This is a genomic window from Rhodanobacter sp. UC4437_H4 (assembly GCF_052978425.1).
This window is the reverse complement of record NZ_CM129673.1, coordinates 2,636,518-2,657,661: the sequence shown is the minus strand read 5'-3', so window position 1 is coordinate 2,657,661 and position 21,144 is coordinate 2,636,518. Positions and strand designations below refer to the sequence as shown.

The following is a 21,144-nucleotide window of genomic DNA, read 5'->3' as shown; positions in this document are numbered from 1 at the left end:
AACCAAACGCCAAGACACTGGATCCCGGCTTTCGTCGGGATGACGGGCTGTTCAAGCATCCCTAGGGCGATAGGGGCACGGGTACTACGGGAAGAACGCCCATCGGGAAGAGCGTCATCGGCCTACTGCATGCCCCGTCCGATGGCTCGAGGGGCACGTTCGCGCGATGAAGGCTAGACGATATCTGGCCCATGCCAGCCGGGCGTTTGCGGCTCGCCATCCTTGTAATAGCGCGCCGTATCTGCCAATGCTTTCCAGCGCTCGATTAAATCCGGGTCGGCCGTCTGACCACGAGGTGGCGCGGGCGTGCCTTGTTCGATATGTGCATGACCTATGAAAAGGCCTTCGCGTGAATCTGTCACGCGCGCCTTTGCTGCATCGACTTCTTCCGCCCGCAAGGCTGCCAACCCTATGTAAGTCTTCGCCGCGATTTCAACGGCTTTGTCCTTACAGCCATCGTTGCCTAGATGGCGTTTGCGCATCACGCTCACATCGTCTCTTTCGGCCAGCGGTCTAAATGCTGCCGATTTCAGCCGCCCCTTCTTCTCATCGTAGTGATATGGAGTCTTGATCACTCTGACGATGACTTCGTCTGGCGCTATTTCAACCGGCAAATCCCCCTCCAACGGGCGAGCCCCTTTTAAAACAAGGCACGCTGGACGAGCGAGCCAAGATTGTCGATGTCGGTGATATTACCCAACGATCCCATGTCGGTCGTGCGCTTGCCTGACTTAGTCTTCATCAAGAAGCTGTAAGTGGTGTGGCCGATTTCGAGCAGGGCGGAGCCTGCGTCGGACTCCCATTCGAAAGTTAGGGTGTCACCAGCGTTGGGCGTGATTTCCGGTGGGGGAGTGCGATTCAGCAAACGCAGGCCGACGCTCTGGGCTTGCTGCAGGGTTAGGGTGCTGATCGACTCGGCACCTTCGCCATCCCAGCCTGCCACCAATGACTTCAACTCAGCCAAGCGCTGGCGCAGGCTTGCTTCAAACAGGTGCGCAGGATTGAAGGCATCGCCGGTCCACTCCGAGCGTGCTTGCGGTGCGGGCTGTGCGTAGGTGATCGACGCGCCATTGTCGTAGTTGACCGGCATCGTGACTGCCATGAGCATCATGCGTTCCCCCCGACTGGAACCGATTGCAACTTGTCCTGTATGGACTGGGTCATGTCCACGAAAGTTCCATGAATCAGATCGTGCGCCTTGTCCAAGGCCGACAGAATAGCCTGTTTGTCGCTTGGGAGTGCATTTTCAATGCGCACGTCAGTATTCATCAACACGACGGAATCCGTCCCAAGCCGGCCGTCAGAGACCGTGATGGTCATCGACATCCCAGGCACTGGCAGCCCCACTTGGAACGACATTCGTGCCTGTACGCCTTCGGTCAGTCGTGCCTGCAATGTGGGCGGCAACTCCAAACAAAAGCCTAGGACCTCTATAGCGAATGCTTTGGCATCACGTCCGGAGGTCAAGGCGTGTTTGAAGGCATCGATATAGCGCAGATTAACATTCAGTTCAGGCTTGTCAGTCAGCGCTTCGAGCAGGCCTTCGATCCCCCCCTCCAAATGGGGATGGAACTCCTTCCATGACTTGTAAGGCGGCAACGCGTTGACGCTGAACATCCCTGGTCCTATCTGTGCCAATACGGGCACTTCGTCCGTGCGTCTATACCGATACATCATCTGTGGCAACAACACAGGCATTGATGAGCCAGGTGGAAGCAGTTGTTCGAGTCGATCAAACCCATGATTACCTACGGCGGTGGTTGTTCGATGGAACAACGCGGCCATGGCATTGTCGGCCAGGACGATGGGAAGCTGAATCGGGTTCCCTGCCTGATCGGCGGCCGCCAGTTGCGGTACTTGCCAACGCAACTCGGCAACGATTTCGACCAGTGGCGCGTTCCGGAAAGTTTCGTTCACTGGGCGGCTCCTCGTTCTTCGGATTATAGAGGCAGACCATGAACACTGATACCTACTCTCGTGGCGAGAGTAGATGCACGACACTGAGGTTGCACAACTGAATCTCACGGACCGTCGTCACTGACCGCGATGGACCGAAAGCGGACTTCTGTAACGGGCATCAGCACACTTCTCGCCGCCTTCCCTGGGTCACGCTGCAGACCTCGGCGCTGCCAGCGCACTCAAGGCTACAACACGACTACGGTCACGATCAGCAACAACGCCAGCGGATACAAACTGGAACGATCAAACAGTCGCGCCGCAGCGCGGCCATCGCGGGTCACCGCCAGCCGCACCGCCGGCACCACCAGCAGCACCACACCAGCCAGCAACACGGCGAGCTGGAATGGCCAGCCGAGCATCAGTGGCGAGAGCCTCGCCAGCAGCAGGCTGCCGGCCACGACGAGACCGAGCAGCCCGAGCACCAGCCAGCCGGCGACGCGCAGGCCGAACACCAGCGGGATGGTGCGCGCGCCGATGGCGCGATCCTCCTCAAGGTCGTTCCAGTCGGCGGGGATATTCTGCCCGCCGACTTCCCACAGCATCAGCCAGCCCAGCATCAGCGCCAGTCCCGCCAGCGAGGGCGACGGCACTACCGCGAACACGGCGGCGACGGGGCCGGCGGATTTCACCAGGCCGCTGACCACGGTGCGCCACCAGGTGACCTTGAGCAGTTTCACGTAGGCCAGTTCCAGCAGCGCCGCGGCGATGAGGATGGCGAGGATCCACGGGTTGAGCAGCCAGATGCCGAGCACGGCCAGCGCGAACCACAGGCCGAACCAGGCCAGCGCGCCTTTCATGCTGATCAGGTTCTGTGCCAGCGGGTAGCGCATCGTGGAGGCCTCCACCGCGTAGCCGGGGGTGAGCCCGCGCGCCACCTTCTGGCGGTCGTCGCGGACGCCGGCCAGGTCGTTCAGCGCGTAGATCGCGGTATAGCCGGCCAGTGCGGTGCCCAGGCAGAGCGCCAGCACCGGCCAGGCGGGGAAATGGCCGAGCCACAGCAGGGCGACGAAGCCGGGCATGGCGATGTCGAGCACGCCATGCAGCGAGCGCGAGAGGGCGAGGAAGCGGCGCATGTGTTCAACCCCGCTTCGTGAAGCTGGCCATGTAGTTGATGTCCTCGCGCCCCGGCGCCACGCGGAAGCTGCGCTTGAGCGGGTGGTACATGAGGCTCGCCACGGCGTTGAACTGCAGCCCCGCCGCACTTGCCCACGTGCGCATCTCGGTCGGGCGGATCAGCTTGCGGTAGCTGTGCGTGCCGCGCGGCAGCAGGCCGAGGATGTACTCGCCGGCCACGATGGCGAAGGCGAAGGCCTTGAGGTTGCGGTTGATGGTGGAGAAGAACGCCACGCCGCCGGGCTTGAGCAATCGTGCGCAGGCGGCAATCACGCGCGCCGGCTCGGGCACGTGTTCGAGCATCTCCATGCAGGTCACCGCGTCGAACGTGCCGGCTTCCTCGCGCGCCAGTGTTTCCACGTCGATCTCGCGGTAGTCGATGGCCAGTGCGCCGCGCTCGGCATGCTGGCGCGCGACCTTGAGCGACAGCGTGGACAGGTCGATGCCGGTGACCCGCGCGCCGTGCTTCGCCAGCGCCTCGGCGAGGATGCCGCCGCCGCAGCCCACGTCCACGACGCGCGGCGCGGTGCCGGTCAGCCGATCGGTGATGAAGCGCAGGCGCAGGCCGTTGATGGCGTGCAACTGGCCCATCTTGCCGTGCGGGTCCCACCACAGTTGGGCGATGCGGTCGAAGTGCGCGATCTCCGCGGCGTCAACATTCGGCGAGTCAGTCATGGGCGGGTGCGATCCAGGATTGCAGGGTGGCGATGGCGGCGTCGAGTTCGCCGCGGCGGATGTCGTTGACGAACACGCCGGCACCGACGGCGATCGGCAGCGGCACGCGCTGGGCGCCATTGCGGTGCTCGACGCGATCGAGCAGCGATTGCCACATCAGCGCGCCGTCGAGCAGTTCCAGCGGCGGCGCGAGGCCGAGCCGGCCGACCAGGGCGAGGATGCGCGCGGCGGCGGCATCGGCGAGCAGGCCGCGATGGTGGGCGATGGCGACGGAGACCAGGATGTCCAGCAGCACCGCCTCGCCGTGCAGCAGGCGATCCTCGTGGCGCGTTTCCAGGCCGTAGCTGAAGCTGTGGCCGAAGTCGACCACGCGTGCCAGCTCGTCCTCGAACAGGTTGGGCGCCAGCTCCTGCAGCATGTCGTCGATGCTGCGGTCGAGGATGGCGCCGCCGTGCTCGCCCTGGAACGCGCCGGCCACGCTGGCGGCGCCGTGGCGTTCCAGTTGCGCGAACAGCGCCGCATCCTTGATCACGGCGAGCTTGATGATCTCGCACACGCCGTTGTGCAGGTGGCGGCGCGGCAGCGTGCGCAGCAAGCTGCGATCCAGCAGCACGCGGCGCGGCGGCTCGAAGCTGCCGAGGCGGTTCTTGCGGCCGTTGAAGTTGATCCCGGTCTTGATCCCCACCGCCGCATCCACGTAGCCCATCAAGGTGGTGGGCACCTTGATGTGCGGCACGCCGCGGCGATAGCTGGAGGCCACGAAGCCGACCACGTCGGTGAGCACGCCGCCGCCGATGGCGAGGATCGGCTCGTCGCGGCGGTGGATGGGGAACTCGTCCAGCGCGCGCAGCAGGTGCTGCCACGCCTCCATCGTCTTGCCGCCCTCGCCGCCGGGCAGCGCGACGATGCGCGCGGTCACGTCGTGCTGCGCAAAGTAGGCGGCGAGGCGCACGCCGTGGTGACGCAGCACCACCTCGTCCACCACCACGAAGCGGCGGCCGCCGGCGCGACGGCCGTCGGCCAGCAAGGCGTCGCAGGCCGGATCGAACACGTCCGCGACGTTGCACAGCTCGTACTCGACGCGACGCGTCTCGCTGACCCGCCAACGCGTGACCGCCGCGTTCACGCGACCTCCCGCCATGCCGCGCGTTGCGCCAGCACCTCGCGCGCCACCGCCTGCGCGGCGGCCAGGTCGTGGTGGCGCCAGTAGCCGCATTGCTCGATGCGCGCGTAGGGCACGGCGGTGGCGCCGAGCACGCCGTAGAGCACGGTTTCCAGGGTCCGCTCGATCACCTCGCGGCGGCCCTCGTTCAACAGCGTGAGGTAGAAACCGGTCCGGCAGCCCATCACGCCCACGCCGATGAAGTGCCCCGGCAGCAGGCGGCCGAAACCCTCCAGCAGGAAGTGCTCCAGCGAATGCGCCTCGACCGTGCTCAGGCAGGCGTCGGCATTGGGCAGGCGCCAGCGCAGGTCGATGGTGCAGACCACGTCGCCGCCCGCCCCCGCGTGCACGCCGCGCAACTTCACGCTGGGTGCCTTCAACCGGCGGTGGTCCAGCTCGCCGACGGTGTCGGCGGCCCAGCCCCAGGCGTCGAGGTCGATCCGCATCGATCAGCCCTGCGCGATCGCGGCGAGGTGGCGATGGCTGGCCTGCAACGCCTCCTGCCACGCATCCACGTGGTGATAAAGCTCGACCGAACCGAAGCCATGGAAGCCGTGCGCGTTCAGCGCGGCGAAGCTGGCCGCCAGATCCAGCGTGCCCTCGCCGGGGATCTCGTGGAAATGCACGATGCCGGTGCGCGTGTTGGCGACCATGGCGTCCACCAGCGCGGGGCCGCGCGCGCCGCGCAACCAGGCGAGGATCGGGTGGGCGCGCTCCAGCGCGTCGAAGCTGATGCCGGGCACCGAGATCAGGTAGGTGAAGATCTCGTCGTCCAGCGGCGAGGTGCCGGCGTGCAGGCTGCCGTAATCCACCCAGCGTGCCGCTCGCGCGAGACCGGCACGCGCCAGCAGGGCATCGATGCGCCGCTGCCGCGCGGCATCCGGCGCGCGATCGGCGAAGTACAGCGGGTGACTGCCATCCAGCAAGAGGTAGTCGGCACCGTCGGGGAAATACACCAGCGTGCTGGCGTGGTCGAGGTTGACGGCGAGCGCGTCGCTGTCTTCCGCGATCTTCAGGTTCCAGCCCGCGCGCGCATCGGAGATGTGCAGGTAACGCGCCTGCGGCGCGGCCTGCGCCAGCGCGGCGAGGTAGTCCGGCTCGGAGCAGTAGGCATGGCAGAGGTCGATGTGCAGCGCGAAGCGCGGCGAACCGACCGCGGCGATCAGCGCCTGGCCCTGCGCCAGCGTCTCGATCGCCATGCCGGGCTCGGGTTCGATCAGCAGGGTGATGTCCTCGTCGTCGCGGATCTCGGTCAGGCATTCCCGAATGGACTCGGCCAGCACGTCGAGCGGGTCCACCTGCGGCTGGCGCACATGCTCTTCGCGCACGAAGCCGCTGCCGCAGGTGACCAGGTTCGTGCCCAGCCGGCGCGCCACGCGAATGCCGCGCTTGACCAGGTCGACGCGCCGCTTGCGCCCGGCCGTGTCCAGCGACATCAGCGAAGGCTCGTGCGGCCGCGAGGGCGTGAAGAAGTGCGAGGCGGTGGCCACGCAGGCCGGCGCGATGCCGGCGCGCGCCAGTCGATGCTTCACTGCACCGAGATCGTCGTCGCCGAGGTCGAACGGATTGAAGTGGTCGCGATGAAAGGCGATCTCCATCCCCGCATAGCCCGCGCGCGCCACCGCGTCGATGGCATCGAGGAAGGGCAAACGGGTGAGTCCGAAGCTGCTGTACGCGAGATCGATCATGCGCCGTGCCGGAGCGTGAGCCCGGTGTGGACAAAGTGGCGCAAGCGTGTCGGCGCGGTGGCCGGGTCGCCTTGATTCAGGTCAACGAAAGCGGCAACGGGAAGCGGGCGCGACAAAACGCGTCGATGCCGGCGACCGCCATCGTGCGCCGCGTTCGCCGGATTTGTCCTTCACCACCACCCTCGGCCGTGGCGCGAGGCGGCCTCGCGATCCGCCGCGGATCGCGCTGGACCGATACCGGGCGGCTCATCGGATGAACCGCACCGAGCCCACGCAGACGCTCACGACCTGCATCGCCGGCACCGGCTGCAACGGGACGAGCGTGATGCTCACCCTTCCTCCCGCCTCCAGTTTGCCCCCGGTCGCGACGATGAACGTGCCGGGGTTGTCCGGCGGAAACAAGCTGAAGCTTCCGAGGTAGCCGGCCTTGCCATCGCGGGCGTGGAAACGCACCACGAAGGAAATCGGTATCCGCTGCGGATTGACCACCCCGGCGACCACCACCCGGACGAACGCCTGCTCCGACGCGGCGACGGAAGCGGCCTCGACAGGCTGTTCCAGCGTCGGCGCCGCCAGGCTCAACCGGTGCCCGGAGCCCGCGCAACTGGCATGCTCGTGGCCACCGGCGGCCACGCCGGCGCAGGCGGCATGCAGGCACAGTGTCACCAGCAGCAGTTGCATGCGCTGCCGTATCCGATGGCCGGTGCGCCCGGGAAAGCTCATCCGTCGCTGGCCCTCACGTGTACCGGCGCGATGAGGAAACCGACGTTCTTCAGCATCAGCGGCATCGCCGGTTGCCGGAACTTGCCCTCGGCCGGCACGGCCACGATCTGCACCGCCAGCGGCTGGTCGGTTCGCACCACGCCGTTCCGGTGCAGCCGCTTCAGCGTCTGCGTCACATCGATGATGAAGTCGGTCTTGTGATGATGCGACGGGTGATCACCGGAATCGTCGGACGTGGCCTGCGTCCCGAAAAAAGCGTAGCTGCCGGCGTAGTGGATGTCGCTGGTCGGTGTCTGCGCATTGGCATCCGGCAGGTTGATGAACACGCGCACGAAGAAGTCGTTGGCTTGCGGCTGCTGCGCGTAGTCCACGTTCAAGAACACGCGTTCCCGGCGCGCGTCGGACTCCAGCAGTGCCGCAAGGTCCGCGGTCGTCAGGCGGGCCTGCCGTGACACCGGGCGGTCCAGGCGAAGCGTTACGTTTGCGGCGATCGGCACGCGTCGCCTGATGTCGAATCGCACCGGCGCACCCTTGCGGATGCGCGCCTCGATCAGCTTGGCCTGCTGCGCGCTCAGCCTGAGCATGTCCAGCGGCGTGGCAAAGTCCCCGACCCTGCTGCTTTCGTAGCGGTAGCTGAGCAGCGGCAGCAGCGGCGTGACACCCGCGCTGATGCTGACGGGGTTTCCGTTGCCATCGACGAAATGATTCCACGTGGTGTTGATCCAGGTCGGATCGCTCGGGTTGTCGTTGTGCAGTTCGATGTTCCACTTGGCCCAGCAGTAATCGACCATGCAGTGATGCGCCCAGAAAATCGGGTCCTGCGGCGAGCCACCCGTACCCATGTCCATGCCGATGATGACGTGTGCCGTGTTGTGCGGCGTGCCTTCGAGCTGCGAGCTGAAGGTGATGAAGTTCGCATCCGAGAGAATGGTGGTCATGGTCGGATCGTTGAACGCGGCATTCGACCCGACGGTGGTGTTGCTGCGCGGATGGCCGAGGGCGCTGCCGGCGGCCGTGAACGCCGGATGCATCGCGGGGTACCGGTTCCAGTTCCAGTAGGGCAGGCCGAAGCTCTTCTCCCCGGTCAGTTGCTGGCAGATGCGTTCGAAATACAGCAGATAGGCGCGGTGCCAGGAGAAGAAATGCACGGTGCCGTGCTGGCACAGGTTGAAGCCGCCGCTGACCGTTCCGTGCAGGGCGGCCTGCGCATTCCAGCTGCGCGGGTCGGAATCCGGCAGCGCACGCATCTTGATGACGGCCTCCCGATAGACGTCCAGCGCGTGCTGGACTTCCGGCGAGCCGGTGCGCAGGTAACGGCGCACGGGCCGGTTCTGGATGTCCTTGATGAGTTGCTCGCAGCCGCCGAACATCGCCGAGGTGACCAGGCCCAGGCTCACGAGGCCCAGGCCCTTCACGAACACGCGCCGATTCATGTCGCTTGGTTGATCCAGGTAGTTCATCCCGGTGCCCTCCCAGCTCGTTGGATAAATGCCCTCGAAAGGCGCACGTTGCGGAGACGACGATGTACCCCTCAGCGCAGCCAGAACCACAGGCCGCTGGCGATGGCCACGGCAGCGGCAATGGCAAGCACCCCGACGGTGAAGTTGAGCGTCGAGCTCACGTTGCAGCCGGGCGTTCCCTTTGCCGCATCCCCGCGTTCCGATGTGCTCATGTCCGTCGACCCCGCTCAGAAGTACACACAATGCTTGCTCCACCTCACCAGCGCGATTTGCACGTTGGTGAGCACCGGGTTGGCGACCGGCGTCACCGGGTTCATCAGGTTGGCCGTGTCGCTGTCGTGCGGCAGCCAGCAGGCGTGACCCATCTCGTGGGCAGCCACGAACGCCTGGTCGGTCGGCTTGGCCTCGATGACCACGTAATTGTGAGTCGAGGCGAAGCTGCAGCCGTTGGTTCCGCTCGGGGTGACGTCCCGCACGATGAACACGATGATCTCCGCGCCCAGTCCGATCAGCCTGCGGAAGCTGTCCTTCGGCTTGCAGGTGGCGGAGGCGAACTCGAAATACGAGCCACCGACCCACCAGTCGCTGAAAAAGCCGCCGCCGTCGCAGCCAACTACCAATCCGTCGTCGGGAGCCGCGACATCGGTGTGGCAGATGCCGGTGAAGATCATCCGGATGTTGCACAGACGATCGTAGAGATCGATGGCGGCGTCGACCTGGCGCTGGATATCGGCGTCGGTGACGATGGGGCGGCCATTCACCGACGGCACCACCACGCCGAAGTACATCTTCTTGCGCAGGCGGATGCCCAGCAGCGAGCCGAGGAAGTCGAACAAGCCGACCAAGCGCCAGATCACTTCGGTCACCCAGTTGATGATGGTGCGCAGAATGCCGCCGAGGATCGGGATGCTGAGAACCATCTCGACGAGGAAGCCGATCGCGTCGAGCACGACGTTGACCATCTCGCACACCACGCGCGTAACCCACTTGCCGACGGTGACGACCACGAAGGTGACGACCTTCACCAGTACCCAGGTCATCCAGCACAGCCACTTGTTGCAGCACAGGCACCACCAGTTGCAGTCCTGCTCCTCGCAGACTTTCTGCAACTGGTTCACCCAGGTCTCGATGGGTTTCTCGACCTGTTCCTCGACCCAGTCCTGGACTTCCTTGCATACCCGCCCCATGGTCACGACTCCGTTGGCAAGGGAAACCGCACCGCGCGACGCGGCCGTCGCGCCAGGCAGCGATCCAGGCGACGCAGCAGCAGGGACAGACGCAAGCGGTTGCCGACAATGCCGGCCAGCTTGCCGAGAACGGCCGCCGCCACCAGTACGCCGATGCCCCGCAGCAGCGCCCCCGCGCTCACGCCCAAGCCGCCGGCAATCCACCACGCCAGCTGCACCACGAAACAGCCCGACACTGCCAACGCCGCAACCGCGCATCCGCACGCCCGGTGCAGGCGGTTCACGCGCGTCTGCAGAGCCGCCGTGGCGCTGCGGAACATCGGTGGGGAAAGGATGATGCGGGTGGCAGGCGAGATCGCGAATGGCAGCCACAACGTGTGGCGCAGCTGCGCCAGCGACGAGCGCGAGTCGATGCGCCAGGAGTTCGGGCGAGCAGGTGCGGTCGGCCCCGTGCGTGCCAGCCGTCCCTCGGCGCGGGGCGGGGCAGTTGGCCTGGCCCTACGCTGCCACCACGCGACGGGCTCGGTTCGCGGCACCGGTTGTTGCGCCGTCTCGCGTTCCCTGTTCGCAGCGTTCCTCTCGCGCACGTGCTGCCCCTCCCGCCCGCGATGCCGGTTGCCGGCACCGCCCTGTTCGGCGTGAGCAAGTCACGTGCCATCCCGGCGGGCACGCCGCAGCCCGCCCTGTATCGGCTTCCACGCGCGTCCCCGCCTTGACGAATGGGGCAGCGCCGACCCGCTTTCACTCCGCTGGCGGGTCATGCGCTACCCGGCGCCCGGCTCAATCCACCGGCGTATGCCGCGAGCGGCTCACCTCGACGGGCGCCACCGCGCTGGCCTTGTTCGACCACGACTGGCGGACGTAGCTGACCACGGCGGCCACGTCCTCGTCGCTCAGTTGCTGCGCGAATGGCGGCATCGAGTACGGCCGCGGATTGGCCGCGGTGGCCGGCGCGAAGCCGCCCAGCAGCACGCTGCGGATCGCATTGATGCTGGTCGGTCCGGTGACCGAGGTGTTGCCGTCCAGCGGCGGATAGATGCCGGCCACGCCCTGGCCGTTGTCGCCGTGGCAATCGGCGCAATGCTTCGCGTAGAGCTTGCCGCCCTGCTCGTGGCTGGGCGCCGGGCGGAACGTCGCGGCCACCGCCGGCGCGCGTGGCGGCAGCGATTGCAGGTAGGTCGCCACCGCCTGCAGGTCGGCGTCGGTCATGTGCTGGGTGCTCAGCCGCACCACGTCGGCCATCGGTCCGAATGCGCTGCCTTTGGACGACTGGCCGGTCTTCAGCAGGTCGATGACGTCCTGCGCGCTCCAGCCTTCCAGGCCGCCGCCGCTGCGCGTGCTGAGATCGGGCGCATACCAGTCCAGCTGCGGGATCTGGCCGCCGGTGAGGTGCTGGTTCTGCTCGATGCCGCCGAGCGAATCGCGCGGCGCGTGGCATTCGTTGCAATGGCCCAGCCCCTGCACCAGGTAGGCGCCGCGATTCCACTGCGGCGACTGCGCGGGATCGGGCTGGTACACGCCGGGCTTGAAGTACAGCGCGCGCCACGCCACCAGGCTGCTGCGCACGTTGTAGGGAAACTCCAGGCCGGTCGGCTGCGCCGGCTGGTTCACCGGCGGCAGCGATTTCAGGTAGGCGAAGATCGACAGCGCATCGTCGCGCGTGACCCTGGTGAACGAGGTGTAGGAGAACACCGGGTACAGCAGCTGGCCGTGGCGACCCTTGCCCAGGTGCAGCGCGGCCCAGAAATCGTCGAAGCTCCATTGGCCGATGCCAGTGTCCGCGTCCGGCGTGATGTTCGGCGCCGGCACGTCGCCGAACGGCGTGGCCAGCGAGCGGCCGCCCGCATACGGCTGGCCGCCGCGCGCGGTGTGGCAGGCGGCGCAGTCGCCGACGGTGGCCAGGTACTTGCCGCGCTCGATCCGCGCCGGATCGACCAGCGCGGCCGCATCGGCCTCGCGCTGGACCGGCGTGGACGGTGCGCGCTGCTCGCGCGCGAGATACCACCACGCTGCCGCGCCGATCAGCAGCAGGACCACCAGCAAGCCGACGCCGCGTCGCAACCACTTCATGGATTCACCTCGCTGTGGCCCATCACGCACCAGCCCGGCAGCGGCGTCGTCTGTGCCGCGGCGGGCTGCGGGTGCATGTCCGCCGCGGGCGCGTGGCTGGCCAGCCATGCGGACACCGCGGCGATATCCGACTCGCGCATGCGGTTGGCCACCACGCCCATGCAATACGGCCCTTCCGCCGCGCGGGTATGCGTGCGCCACGACACCAGCTGGTTGCTGATGTAGCCGGAGGACAGACCGACCAGGCCCGGCATCATCGGCTCGAAGCCGGTGAGCTTGTCGCCGTGGCAGCTTACGCACGAAGGCACGGCGCGGGCGGGATCGCCGTGGAGCACCACCTGCTCGCCGCGGCGCAGGACCTCGGCCGACACGGCGGGCTGCGGCCAGCGGTGGTACGGCAGATCCTGCGCGGCGAAGTATTCCGCGATCTGGCGCAGGTAGGGCTGGCTCAGCTGGCGCACCACGTATTCCATCGGCGCGTGCCGGCGCTGGCCGGACTGGAAGTACTCCAGTTGCTGCAGCAGGTAACCCGCCGGCTTGCCGGCCAGGCGCGGCGCCAGCACGCCATCGGGCGAACCCTCGCCGCGCGCGCCGTGGCAACTGGTGCACGCGGCCACGCGCTGTTCCAGGGTGTCGGGAGCGGCTGCGGCCAGCGCGGCCGCGGCACTGCAAAACGCAAGCAGCGCGACCGCCGCGCGAAGCGACGAGCGTCGGTAAGGGGGACGGATCATCCGCCCATGGTAATCCCGGGCGCCGTTTCGCCGGGGACTCGCGACATCCTGCCGCACTGCCACCCGACCCCCGAAGCCGCTGCCGGGCAGGCGAAAAGTTGCAAATGAATCTGTTGACCGCAGCGCAACATTGCCCGTATGGTCGATGCATGTCGCCGATTTCAGCCCCCGCCCGCCTGTTTGCCGCCCCGGTTCGCACCGGCGCCGCGACGGTGCGCGCGGGCGCCGTCGCCACGACTACCCGCACGATTACCACCGGTACTACGAGTCCCGGGCGGAGCGTCGTGCGCAGCTGAAGTTTCCACGCAACGGCCCGCCCTCGACGAGGCGGGCCGGCTGATACCGACACGCCAGCGAGCACGGGCCTCCACCGGAGAGGCCACCGTGATCACCTGTGCACCCGAGCAAGCCAAGCATGTTCCGCTGCCGCCGCTGTCCCCGCATGCCACCGGCAGCACGCGGCTGCGCACGCTGGCGGTGGGCGTGATTGGCCCCGGCCGCGTCGGCAGCGCCCTGCTCGCCCAGCTGCGTGCGGCGCAGCCGCGGCTGGCGCGCACGCTCGGCCTGGACCTCAGGCTTTGCGGCGTGGTCGCCCGCAAGCGCATGTGGCTGGATTGCGACGATGCCGAACTCAACGACCGCCACGGCGGCGCGCAGACTTGGCGGCCGAATGATCTGGACGCGTTCGCCGCGCATGTGCGCGGCACCGACGGCCGCCACGCGCTGCTGATCGACTGCAGCGCCAGCGACGAAGTCGCCTCGCACTATCCGCAGTGGCTGGCCGCGGGCATCCACGTGGTGACGCCGAACAAGCTCGCCGGCAGCGGCCCGCTGCCGCGCTGGCAGGCGATCCACACCGCCTGCGCCGGCGGCGCGCGCTTTCGCTGCGAGGCCACCGTCTGCGCCGGCCTGCCGGTGGTGCAGACCCTGCGCGACCTGCTCGACACCGGCGACGAACTGCTCGCGGTGGAAGGCATGTTCTCCGGCACGCTGGCCTGGCTGTGCAACCGCCACGACGGCCGGCAACCGTTCTCCGCACTGGTGCGCGAGGCGCATGCGCTGGGCTATACCGAGCCCGATCCGCGCGACGATCTTTCCGGCCTGGACGTGGCGCGCAAGCTGGTGATCCTGGCGCGCGAGGCTGGCTGGCCGCTGTCGCTGGAAGACGTCGACCTGGAAAGCCTGGTGCCGGCATCGCTCGCCGCACTGGACCGCGAGGAGTTCTTCGCGCGGCTGGGCGAGCTCGATGCGCCGATGGCCGCCGCGCTGGCCCGCTCGCGCGAGGCTGGCGGCGTGCTGCGCCATGTTGCCCACCTCGACCGCCATGGCCACGCCAGCGTGCGACTGCAGGTGCTGCCGGCCAGCCACGCGTTCGCGCACACGCGGCTGACCGACAACGTGGTGCAGTTCAGCACGCGCCGCTACTGCGATAATCCGCTGCTGGTGCAGGGTCCGGGCGCCGGGCCGGAGGTCACCGCGGCCGGCGTGTTCGCCGACCTGCTGCGCATCGCCGAATCGCTGGCGGTGCATGCATGAACACGCCGCTACAGGAACCGCTCATGGCTGCACACGCACGACCGCCGCACCTCGCCCACGCCTTCGCCCCGGCCAGCGTCGGCAACGTCGGCGTCGGCTTCGACCTGCTCGGCCACAGCGTGGCCGGCGCCGGCGACCGCGCCGAGGTGCGCCGCATCGAGGAACCGGTGGTGCGCATCGCCGCCATCCGCGGCTGCGTGGAAGGCCTGCCGCTCGACCCGCGGCACAACACGGCCGGCACCGCGCTGCTGTCGCTGCATCGCGCACTGAAGCTGCCGTTCGGTTTCGAGCTGGTGCTGCACAAGGGCATTGCGCTGGGCTCGGGCATGGGCGGTTCGGCGGCCTCGTGCGTGGCCGCGCTGGTCGCCGCCAACGCCTTGCTGGAACAGCCGCTGTCGCGCGAGGCGCTGTACCCGTTCGCACTCGACGGCGAAGCGGTGGCCAGCGGCAGCCGCCACGGCGACAACCTCGGCTCGATGCTGCTCGGCGGCCTGGTCCTGGCCACCCACGAGCGCCTGGTGCGCATCGCCGTGCCGGCGGCATGGCACTGTGCGCTGGTGCATCCGCACGTGGTGCTGGAGACGCGCCGCGCGCGCGCCGCGCTGGCCGGCCACTACGAGCTGGGCGAGTTCGTGGCGCAGAGTTCGAACCTCGCCCTGGTGCTGACCGGCTGCCAACGCGGCGACGCGACGCTGGTGCGCGAAGGCCTGAAAGACGTGCTGGTGGAACCGCGCCGCGCCCCGCTGATACCGCACTTCGCGCAGGTGAAGCAGGCCGCGCTCGACCACCACGCCCTCGGCGCCAGCATCTCCGGCGCCGGCCCCAGCGTGTTCGGCTGGTACGACAACCGCGCCGATGCCGAGGCGGCCAGCGTGGCGATGCAGGCCGCCTTCGCCGACGCCGGGCTGGACAGCGATGCGTGGGTGTCGCCGATCGAGGGGCCGGCCGCCGAGTTGATGGATTCGCTCGACCAGGACTCGCAACCATGATGATCGTAGGGCGGGCACCGCCCGCCGGCCCCTCTTCGCGCATCGTCGCAATCGCGGCGGGCAATGCCCGCCCTACGCCTGTAGGAGCGCACCCAGTGCGCGAGCTCTTCCTGGCACGCGACAAAGGCATCGCGCACGGGGTGCGCTCCTACAGCAGGGGTGGCGGTCATGCATGAACCTCTGCGTTATCACAGCACGCGCAGCAGCAGCACGGAAACCGTACCGCTCAGCCACGCCATCGCCGCCGGCCTCGCCCCCGATGGTGGCCTGTACGTGCCCGACCACCTGCCACGGCTCGATCCTGCCGCGTTAGACCCGCACGGCACACTGGCCGACACTGCCACCACCTTGCTGGCACCGTTCTTCGCCGGCGATGCACTGGCCGAAGACCTGCCCGCGATCTGCGCCGAAGCCTTCACCTTCGACGCACCACTTCGTCCGCTGCCCGCCCATCCGCACACGCTGATGCTGGAGCTGTTCCACGGCCCCACCTCCGCCTTCAAGGATTTCGGCGCACGCTTCCTCGCCGCCTGCCTGCGCCGGCTGCCGCGCGCCGATGCGCGACCGCTGACGATCCTCGTCGCCACCTCCGGCGACACCGGCGCCGCGGTAGCCGCGGCGTTCCACCGCCAGCCGAACGTCCGCGTGGTGATCCTCTACCCCGACGGCCGGGTTTCGCCGCGCCAGGCGCACCAGCTCGGCTGCTTCGGCGACAACGTGACCGCGCTGCGCGTGGCCGGCCGCTTCGACGATTGCCAGCGCATGGTCAAGGCCGCACTCAACGACGCGGCACTGCAGGCCGACGTACCGCTGTCCTCCGCCAACAGCATCAGCCTCGGCCGCCTGCTGCCACAGATGAGCTACTACGCCCACGCCGCGCTGCGCTGGTGGCGCGAACACCGCACGCCGCTCAACTTCATCGTCCCCACCGGCAATCTCGGCAACGCCATGGCCTGCCTGTGGGCGCGCGAAATGGGCCTGCCGATCGGCGAAGTGCGCCTGGCCTGCAACGCCAACGCCACCCTGCCCGACTACTTCGCCGGCGCCGACTATCGGCCGCGCGAAGCCGTCGCCACCCTCGCCAATGCGATGGACGTCGGCGCACCCAGCAACTTCGAGCGGCTGCGCTGGACGTTTCCCGACGAAGCGGAACTCCGCCGTCTGCTGCAAGCCCACAGCGTCGACGATGCCACCATCCGCCAGACCATCACCCGTCACGCACGCGAACATGGCGAAGTGTTCTGCCCGCACACCGCCACCGCCATGCACGAACTCGACTGGTTGCGCAATTCAGGTGATGCGTCTGCGTGGGCGATCGTAGCCACAGCGCACCCGGCCAAGTTCGAGAGCGTGGTGGAGCCGTTGATCGGTGCTTCGGTCCCGGTACCGCCGCCCCTTGCCGCGTTGCTGGACCGCACAGCGGATGCGATGCCGTTGCCGGCTACGACGCACGCGCTTGTCTCGTGGCTCCGCGAAGGAGCAGATCGGGCCATAGCCGTGGCTCCCATGCGCCGCTGACACGGCCCTGGCGAAGAACGGTAGCGATCGAGCGCAAAAGTCCTATTGCAAACCGGCACTCGCGCTGCGAGTCTCGGCAAGTCGCCCGATAGCCAACGGTCGTCGCGCCAAAGTACGAAGGATGGACACCACGCTTCAGTCCGGATGATGGAGCCGCTCATCAATCAAGGAGGAACCATGAGCATCCTGGGAAGGATTCTTGGAAAGTCCGATGCTGCCGCCCGCCCTGCTTCGAGCGAGAGAGTGAGAACCACGGCGGATCGCCCCTATGTCATCGCTCGGCCAGTTGCCGGCTTTGTGTGCATGGACTCGTCGCTGAAGCAGCTCATGCAGGCTGACTTGCTCAATATGCAAGAAATTTTTTTCGAAAGCCGATGCAGCTCCGTTCAAGTGCCGCTTTGCAATGTGCTTTTTCTCTACTGCACGCTTCAAGACGATGGTGGGATTGAGGGAGTCGGGTTGCGCATCCGCGACATAGCCAGGTTGTCTCAAGCACACATCGTGATCGTTGCTTCGGACAACACCATGGAGAAGTGTCAGCACGCCACGCAGCCGAAAAACGACTGGCCGGCAAATATCGTTCTCGTCAGCAACCGGAATGGGCAGAAGTTTATCGAATTTTTCTACAAACTGTTCGCTGACATGTACAACGGTACCTCCATGCCGATGGCATGGGTCAAACTCGCCCCACAGAATCCTCGTCAGGATCAATCCGATGTACCCGGCACCATCGCGCTGCTTGAGGCAGGACACCTGACCTTCAGCAGCAGCACGGAGGCGGAAACGCCAAACCACGATTGACGCAAGGCCTGCGTCAGCATTTCACCTGGCCGATCCATCACAGTGGCCGGAACTGGAGTCAGGGACCGAAGGTGTTAATGAACAAGCTCCTGGAACCCCGAACCACAAGCTCCATCACGCAGGAAGCCACGCAATGAATCCATGCATCGATCCAGCAAGGAAGATAGGCAACGCATCGCTCGGCTGGATGCCATGCGCAAGGCCATGACTGAGAGGGCCTCAGTCATGAGCGAACATGGCATCACATCCGAGCTCGTTCGTTCCATACGAAAAGAGAGGGCTCTCCCCGGAACCCCGAACTGCAATCACCATCATGCAGGAAACCATGCAATGACCCAACGCATTGACCCAATAAAACTCAAGGCCACCGCCGAGCATCTGGAGTGGGTGCTTGGGCAATATCCAGGCGCTGATGATGTCGAAGACCTGTTGACCGCACTTTTGCCGCTCATTGAGGCCTCCAAGTCCGAAAAGATAGTGCATCCCATCGAAACAGTGCCATGCAAACGTAACTTGGCGGAAGGCACGTATCGACGATATCGAAATCCAAATGTCGAAGAAGCCTATGTTAAATTTCTTGTTGAACTGGAAGGCGGACTGACTGACGAGGATATGGAGATTATCGCAGAAACTCAAATCCTGATTGACAGAGAGCATCATGATGAGTGAGTCCGAATTGATTTCAAGAAAGATAAGGTACAAACACACAGCTGAAATAGCGGAAGCCAAAACTTTTGAGACTCATGGCGTCAGCAAGCAAGATATTCGATCCTTCTTGAAAACTGACGAAGGTTCATTATTCCGACAGAGGCTGGTTGAGGCGGATCCAAATTCGTCGGCTGTTACCATTTATAGACGAGCTATTGAGCAGTTGGCATCGGGCAATGAAATTCCTCGCGTCCAGTTGTCTGATGAGCCGCTGTACAAAGTTGTTCCGAGGGGCAACGGTGTACCTTCCTTCTCCCCTTTCTTTGCACGCAAGGGCGTTTTCGATGAGGCGCTTGCGAAGGGGTATAACATTTCTGGTTTTTTCGGCTTGCCGCTGAAAAGCGAGGCGCCACGCTACGATATATATGAAATGCGACCCAAGGCACCGACCGAAATTTTTATTCATCATGTTGCACCCACATCGGAATTGGGTGGCCTTTCCACCAAAACGGGCGGGGGTGAACAAGTTTTGGTTCCGGATCGGAATCTCTACTACGAACCCGTTTATTTGAAAAGCATAGACAATAGCCTTGCGCTGCGAGCTGAACGTCGAATGGGAGCGGCCATAAAGGGGGCACTCGGGGGCGCAGGCGTGCTTGTTGCAGCCTACGACGCCTACACCACCGCCGAGCAGTACCAGGCGCTCAGCGCGCAAGGCAACCAGTTCGGCGCGGATGCGCTGCTTCGACGCTACGAAGGGCGCACGGTGGGCGGCTTGCTCGGTGGCATCGGCGCCGGTGTCGCTTATGGCTTTGTGGCGGGTTCGGAAACCGGCCCCGGCGCCTTCATCACCGGCGCTGTCGGTGGCGTGGTGGGTGCGTTCGCGGGCGACAAGATCGCCACCATGGTGACCGAGCACAAGGTCAATCATCAGACGGGTACCGATGGGGTCACCTACGTGTACGAGGACGGACGGTGGCAGAACACGCACTACCAGCTCGATCCGGCCGTTGCGTCGGTACCGAATCCATACGGTGCGGCGTCGATGCGCGCCGTGGTGACGCCGGCGCCAGCGGCGCAGCTCGCCCAGCTCGACTACCAGCGCATGACCCCAATCATCTCGCTGGCACTCGCCAATCCAGCCACACAGGACACCAGGCACATCGAACTGGATGGCACCAAGTGGCACGCCACAGCCGACGGTTGGGCGCAGCAGGTGCAGATCCCCGGCGTGCCCAATACTTACGGGATCCCGTCCTATATCACGGTGGACCGGCCTGCCAATGCCCGGACAACCGAAGCGCTGAATCAGCTCGCCGCCAATCGGCGGTTCAACAACGAGCACTATGCCGAGGACGTCGCCAAGGCATACGTGATGGACTACTACGGCAAGGGCTGGAGCGCGAACGGTCCCTTGCCGGAGGTCGTCACCGAAGCCCTCGGGCTGGCCAGCGAGGAGCACATCGCCGATCCGCGGACCGGGAAGGTCTGGAACGCCGACGGCCACGGCCATTTCAGCCGGGAAGAAACGCGGCTGATCGGCAGGGTAGTGATCCACGAGACGCACGGGGCGAGCGGCGAGGAACGGACGCGGCTTGGCCAGCTGGAGCAGCTCGCGGTGCACTCCAACGCCGATTACGGCCAGCAGCTGATTGCGCAGAAGTACGAGAAGTGGCTGGCCGCGCAATTGCACGTGCGCGCGTCGGCGGAAAGCTACGCGGCAGTCGGAGCAGATCATCAGACCCCGCTCGAATCTTCGCCGGCATCGCATGATGCGGTGGTGACCGCGCCACTTGCTGCTGCGGGCGTGGCGCCGATCACGCCCGCAAGCTCCGATCACGCCATGTTCGATGCCCTGGTCGCGGCCGCGCGCAGCCTGGATATCGAAGCCATGCGCTCGATCGGCCAGAACTACCTGCAATCGGAGCGCGGGCAGGCCTGGCTGGCGCAGGGACAACAACTCAACCAGCAATTGGCGCTGCAGGCGGGACGGGAGGCACAGGCGCAACAAGCTGCGGTGATGCAACGATGAGGAAGGAACCCATGAACCCGGACATCGACGGCCCGAACAATACGCAGACAGACGACCTGCGCGCGCTGGCGCTGCAACTGGCGGCATTCACCGGCGTGCTGGAGCAGCGCGGCCAGCAGGTGATGCAGGAGGTCCAGGACGCCGCGCAACGCCTCGACCGCACGGCGCACGGCGTGGCCGACTCCTCCGAGCGGCTCGCCGCCGGCATCATCGAACACATCCGGCAAGCCGCGGCCACCACGGTGGCCAGCGGGCTGCGTCAGCCACTGGAAGAGGCCGGGCGCACCATGCAGGACGGCACCCAGCGCATCCGGCACGCCATCCGCGAACTGGAACAGCGCACCAACCGGCTCGGCCGGGCGCTGTCGGCCCATGCATGGAAGACCTTCGTGGCCAGCGCCGTGGCCTCGCTGGCGGTGATCGGCGTGGCGATCTACATGGGCGTGCAGGCGCACCGGGAGAACGTGCGCGCCGAGTGGGTCGACCAGATCAACGCCGCGATCGCCAACGGCAGGCTGGCGCGTTGCGCCGACGGCGGATTGTGCGCGCGTGCCGGCAGCAAATGGGTGCGGCTGGATCCCTAGCGCAGCGCGAAATCGTGCCGCCGGTGGCCGGTCCCGGCGAGGTCGATAGTTTCATCTGTATCCATTTGGCCACCTAGCCGTCCGAATTGCGCCGCGGCGGCTTAGAAGATTTCGTCATGAAGATTTTTGTTGACAGGCTCGCCGGCATCGCTTACGGTCGGTTTCATGTCGCAACGCAGCAGCCACTGCCGCACCGCCGAAATGAACCGTCTCGCGACGGTTGACGGCCTGCTGCAGGCTCGCGGCACGCTCATTATTACCCTCGTAC

21 protein-coding genes are annotated in these 21,144 nt (G+C 66.2%); 7 read left to right on the top strand and 14 right to left on the bottom strand.

The window, feature by feature from the left end; translation table 11 throughout:
• Window positions 1–173 precede the first annotated feature (173 nt).
• From ACVCL3_RS12140 to ACVCL3_RS12075, 14 genes are all read right to left on the bottom strand, one after another.
• Entirely contained in the window at window positions 174–575 is a 402-nt protein-coding gene (locus tag ACVCL3_RS12140) for a hypothetical protein (protein WP_395120546.1), read from the bottom strand.
• Between the two features lie 65 nt (window positions 576–640).
• A complete protein-coding gene (locus tag ACVCL3_RS12135; protein ID WP_395120548.1) occupies window positions 641–1,111 on the bottom strand; it encodes a hypothetical protein in 471 nt (156 codons plus the stop codon).
• Window positions 1,108–1,917, bottom strand: a complete 810-nt coding sequence (locus ACVCL3_RS12130; RefSeq protein WP_447101421.1) for a TIGR04255 family protein — start codon at window positions 1,915–1,917, stop codon at window positions 1,108–1,110. Before ACVCL3_RS12130 ends, ACVCL3_RS12135 begins: the two co-directional genes overlap by 4 nt.
• 227 nt (window positions 1,918–2,144) lie before the next feature.
• The gene (locus ACVCL3_RS12125; protein ID WP_447101420.1) at window positions 2,145–3,032 is read right to left on the bottom strand and encodes a UbiA family prenyltransferase; all 888 of its coding nucleotides are present in this window, start codon (window positions 3,030–3,032) and stop codon (window positions 2,145–2,147) included.
• Window positions 3,033–3,036: 4 nt separating this feature from the next.
• On the bottom strand, window positions 3,037–3,747 hold the full coding sequence (gene ubiG / locus ACVCL3_RS12120) for a bifunctional 2-polyprenyl-6-hydroxyphenol methylase/3-demethylubiquinol 3-O-methyltransferase UbiG (RefSeq protein WP_447101419.1): 711 nt from the start codon (window positions 3,745–3,747) through the stop codon (window positions 3,037–3,039).
• The gene (locus tag ACVCL3_RS12115; protein WP_447101418.1) at window positions 3,740–4,873 is read right to left on the bottom strand and encodes a sedoheptulose 7-phosphate cyclase; all 1,134 of its coding nucleotides are present in this window, start codon (window positions 4,871–4,873) and stop codon (window positions 3,740–3,742) included. Before ACVCL3_RS12115 ends, ubiG begins: the two co-directional genes overlap by 8 nt.
• Window positions 4,870–5,355, bottom strand: coding sequence for an S-ribosylhomocysteine lyase (locus ACVCL3_RS12110; RefSeq protein ID WP_447101417.1), 486 nt, complete (start codon window positions 5,353–5,355; stop codon window positions 4,870–4,872). The genes ACVCL3_RS12115 and ACVCL3_RS12110 overlap by 4 nt, the downstream gene beginning before the upstream one ends.
• Before the next feature lie 3 nt (window positions 5,356–5,358).
• Window positions 5,359–6,597 (bottom strand): sugar phosphate isomerase/epimerase family protein, encoded by a 1,239-nt coding sequence (locus ACVCL3_RS12105; protein ID WP_447101416.1) that lies wholly within the window; start codon window positions 6,595–6,597, stop codon window positions 5,359–5,361.
• Window positions 6,598–6,843: 246 nt separating this feature from the next.
• Window positions 6,844–7,278: a hypothetical protein gene (locus tag ACVCL3_RS12100; protein ID WP_447101415.1), complete on the bottom strand. Its 435-nt coding sequence runs from the start codon at window positions 7,276–7,278 to the stop codon at window positions 6,844–6,846.
• Between the two features lie 38 nt (window positions 7,279–7,316).
• A complete protein-coding gene (locus tag ACVCL3_RS12095) occupies window positions 7,317–9,023 on the bottom strand; it encodes a tyrosinase family protein (protein ID WP_447101414.1) in 1,707 nt (568 codons plus the stop codon).
• Window positions 9,008–9,967 (bottom strand): hypothetical protein, encoded by a 960-nt coding sequence (locus tag ACVCL3_RS12090; protein ID WP_447101413.1) that lies wholly within the window; start codon window positions 9,965–9,967, stop codon window positions 9,008–9,010. The genes ACVCL3_RS12095 and ACVCL3_RS12090 overlap by 16 nt, the downstream gene beginning before the upstream one ends.
• A 2-nt stretch (window positions 9,968–9,969) precedes the next feature.
• The gene (locus ACVCL3_RS12085) at window positions 9,970–10,251 is read right to left on the bottom strand and encodes a hypothetical protein (protein ID WP_447101412.1); all 282 of its coding nucleotides are present in this window, start codon (window positions 10,249–10,251) and stop codon (window positions 9,970–9,972) included.
• A gap of 496 nt (window positions 10,252–10,747) precedes the next feature.
• A complete protein-coding gene (locus ACVCL3_RS12080) occupies window positions 10,748–12,037 on the bottom strand; it encodes a cytochrome c (RefSeq protein ID WP_447101411.1) in 1,290 nt (429 codons plus the stop codon).
• Window positions 12,034–12,768 (bottom strand): c-type cytochrome, encoded by a 735-nt coding sequence (locus ACVCL3_RS12075; RefSeq protein WP_447101410.1) that lies wholly within the window; start codon window positions 12,766–12,768, stop codon window positions 12,034–12,036. The genes ACVCL3_RS12080 and ACVCL3_RS12075 overlap by 4 nt, the downstream gene beginning before the upstream one ends.
• Window positions 12,769–13,152: 384 nt before the next feature.
• On the opposite strand from ACVCL3_RS12075, the gene ACVCL3_RS12070 reads away from it, so the two are divergent.
• From ACVCL3_RS12070 to ACVCL3_RS12040, 7 genes are all read left to right on the top strand, one after another.
• The gene (locus ACVCL3_RS12070; protein ID WP_395120572.1) at window positions 13,153–14,304 is read left to right on the top strand and encodes a homoserine dehydrogenase; all 1,152 of its coding nucleotides are present in this window, start codon (window positions 13,153–13,155) and stop codon (window positions 14,302–14,304) included.
• A complete protein-coding gene (locus tag ACVCL3_RS12065) occupies window positions 14,301–15,293 on the top strand; it encodes a homoserine kinase (RefSeq protein WP_447097808.1) in 993 nt (330 codons plus the stop codon). Before ACVCL3_RS12070 ends, ACVCL3_RS12065 begins: the two co-directional genes overlap by 4 nt.
• Window positions 15,294–15,461: 168 nt before the next feature.
• Window positions 15,462–16,811, top strand: coding sequence for a threonine synthase (gene thrC / locus ACVCL3_RS12060; RefSeq protein WP_447101409.1), 1,350 nt, complete (start codon window positions 15,462–15,464; stop codon window positions 16,809–16,811).
• Between the two features lie 177 nt (window positions 16,812–16,988).
• Entirely contained in the window at window positions 16,989–17,612 is a 624-nt protein-coding gene (locus tag ACVCL3_RS12055) for a hypothetical protein (RefSeq protein ID WP_447101408.1), read from the top strand.
• 141 nt (window positions 17,613–17,753) lie between these two features.
• On the top strand, window positions 17,754–18,281 hold the full coding sequence (locus tag ACVCL3_RS12050) for a hypothetical protein (protein WP_447107230.1): 528 nt from the start codon (window positions 17,754–17,756) through the stop codon (window positions 18,279–18,281).
• The gene (locus ACVCL3_RS12045) at window positions 18,271–20,292 is read left to right on the top strand and encodes a hypothetical protein (protein ID WP_447101406.1); all 2,022 of its coding nucleotides are present in this window, start codon (window positions 18,271–18,273) and stop codon (window positions 20,290–20,292) included. Before ACVCL3_RS12050 ends, ACVCL3_RS12045 begins: the two co-directional genes overlap by 11 nt.
• 11 nt (window positions 20,293–20,303) lie before the next feature.
• Window positions 20,304–20,876, top strand: a complete 573-nt coding sequence (locus ACVCL3_RS12040; RefSeq protein WP_447097804.1) for a hypothetical protein — start codon at window positions 20,304–20,306, stop codon at window positions 20,874–20,876.
• Window positions 20,877–21,144: the final 268 nt, after the last annotated feature.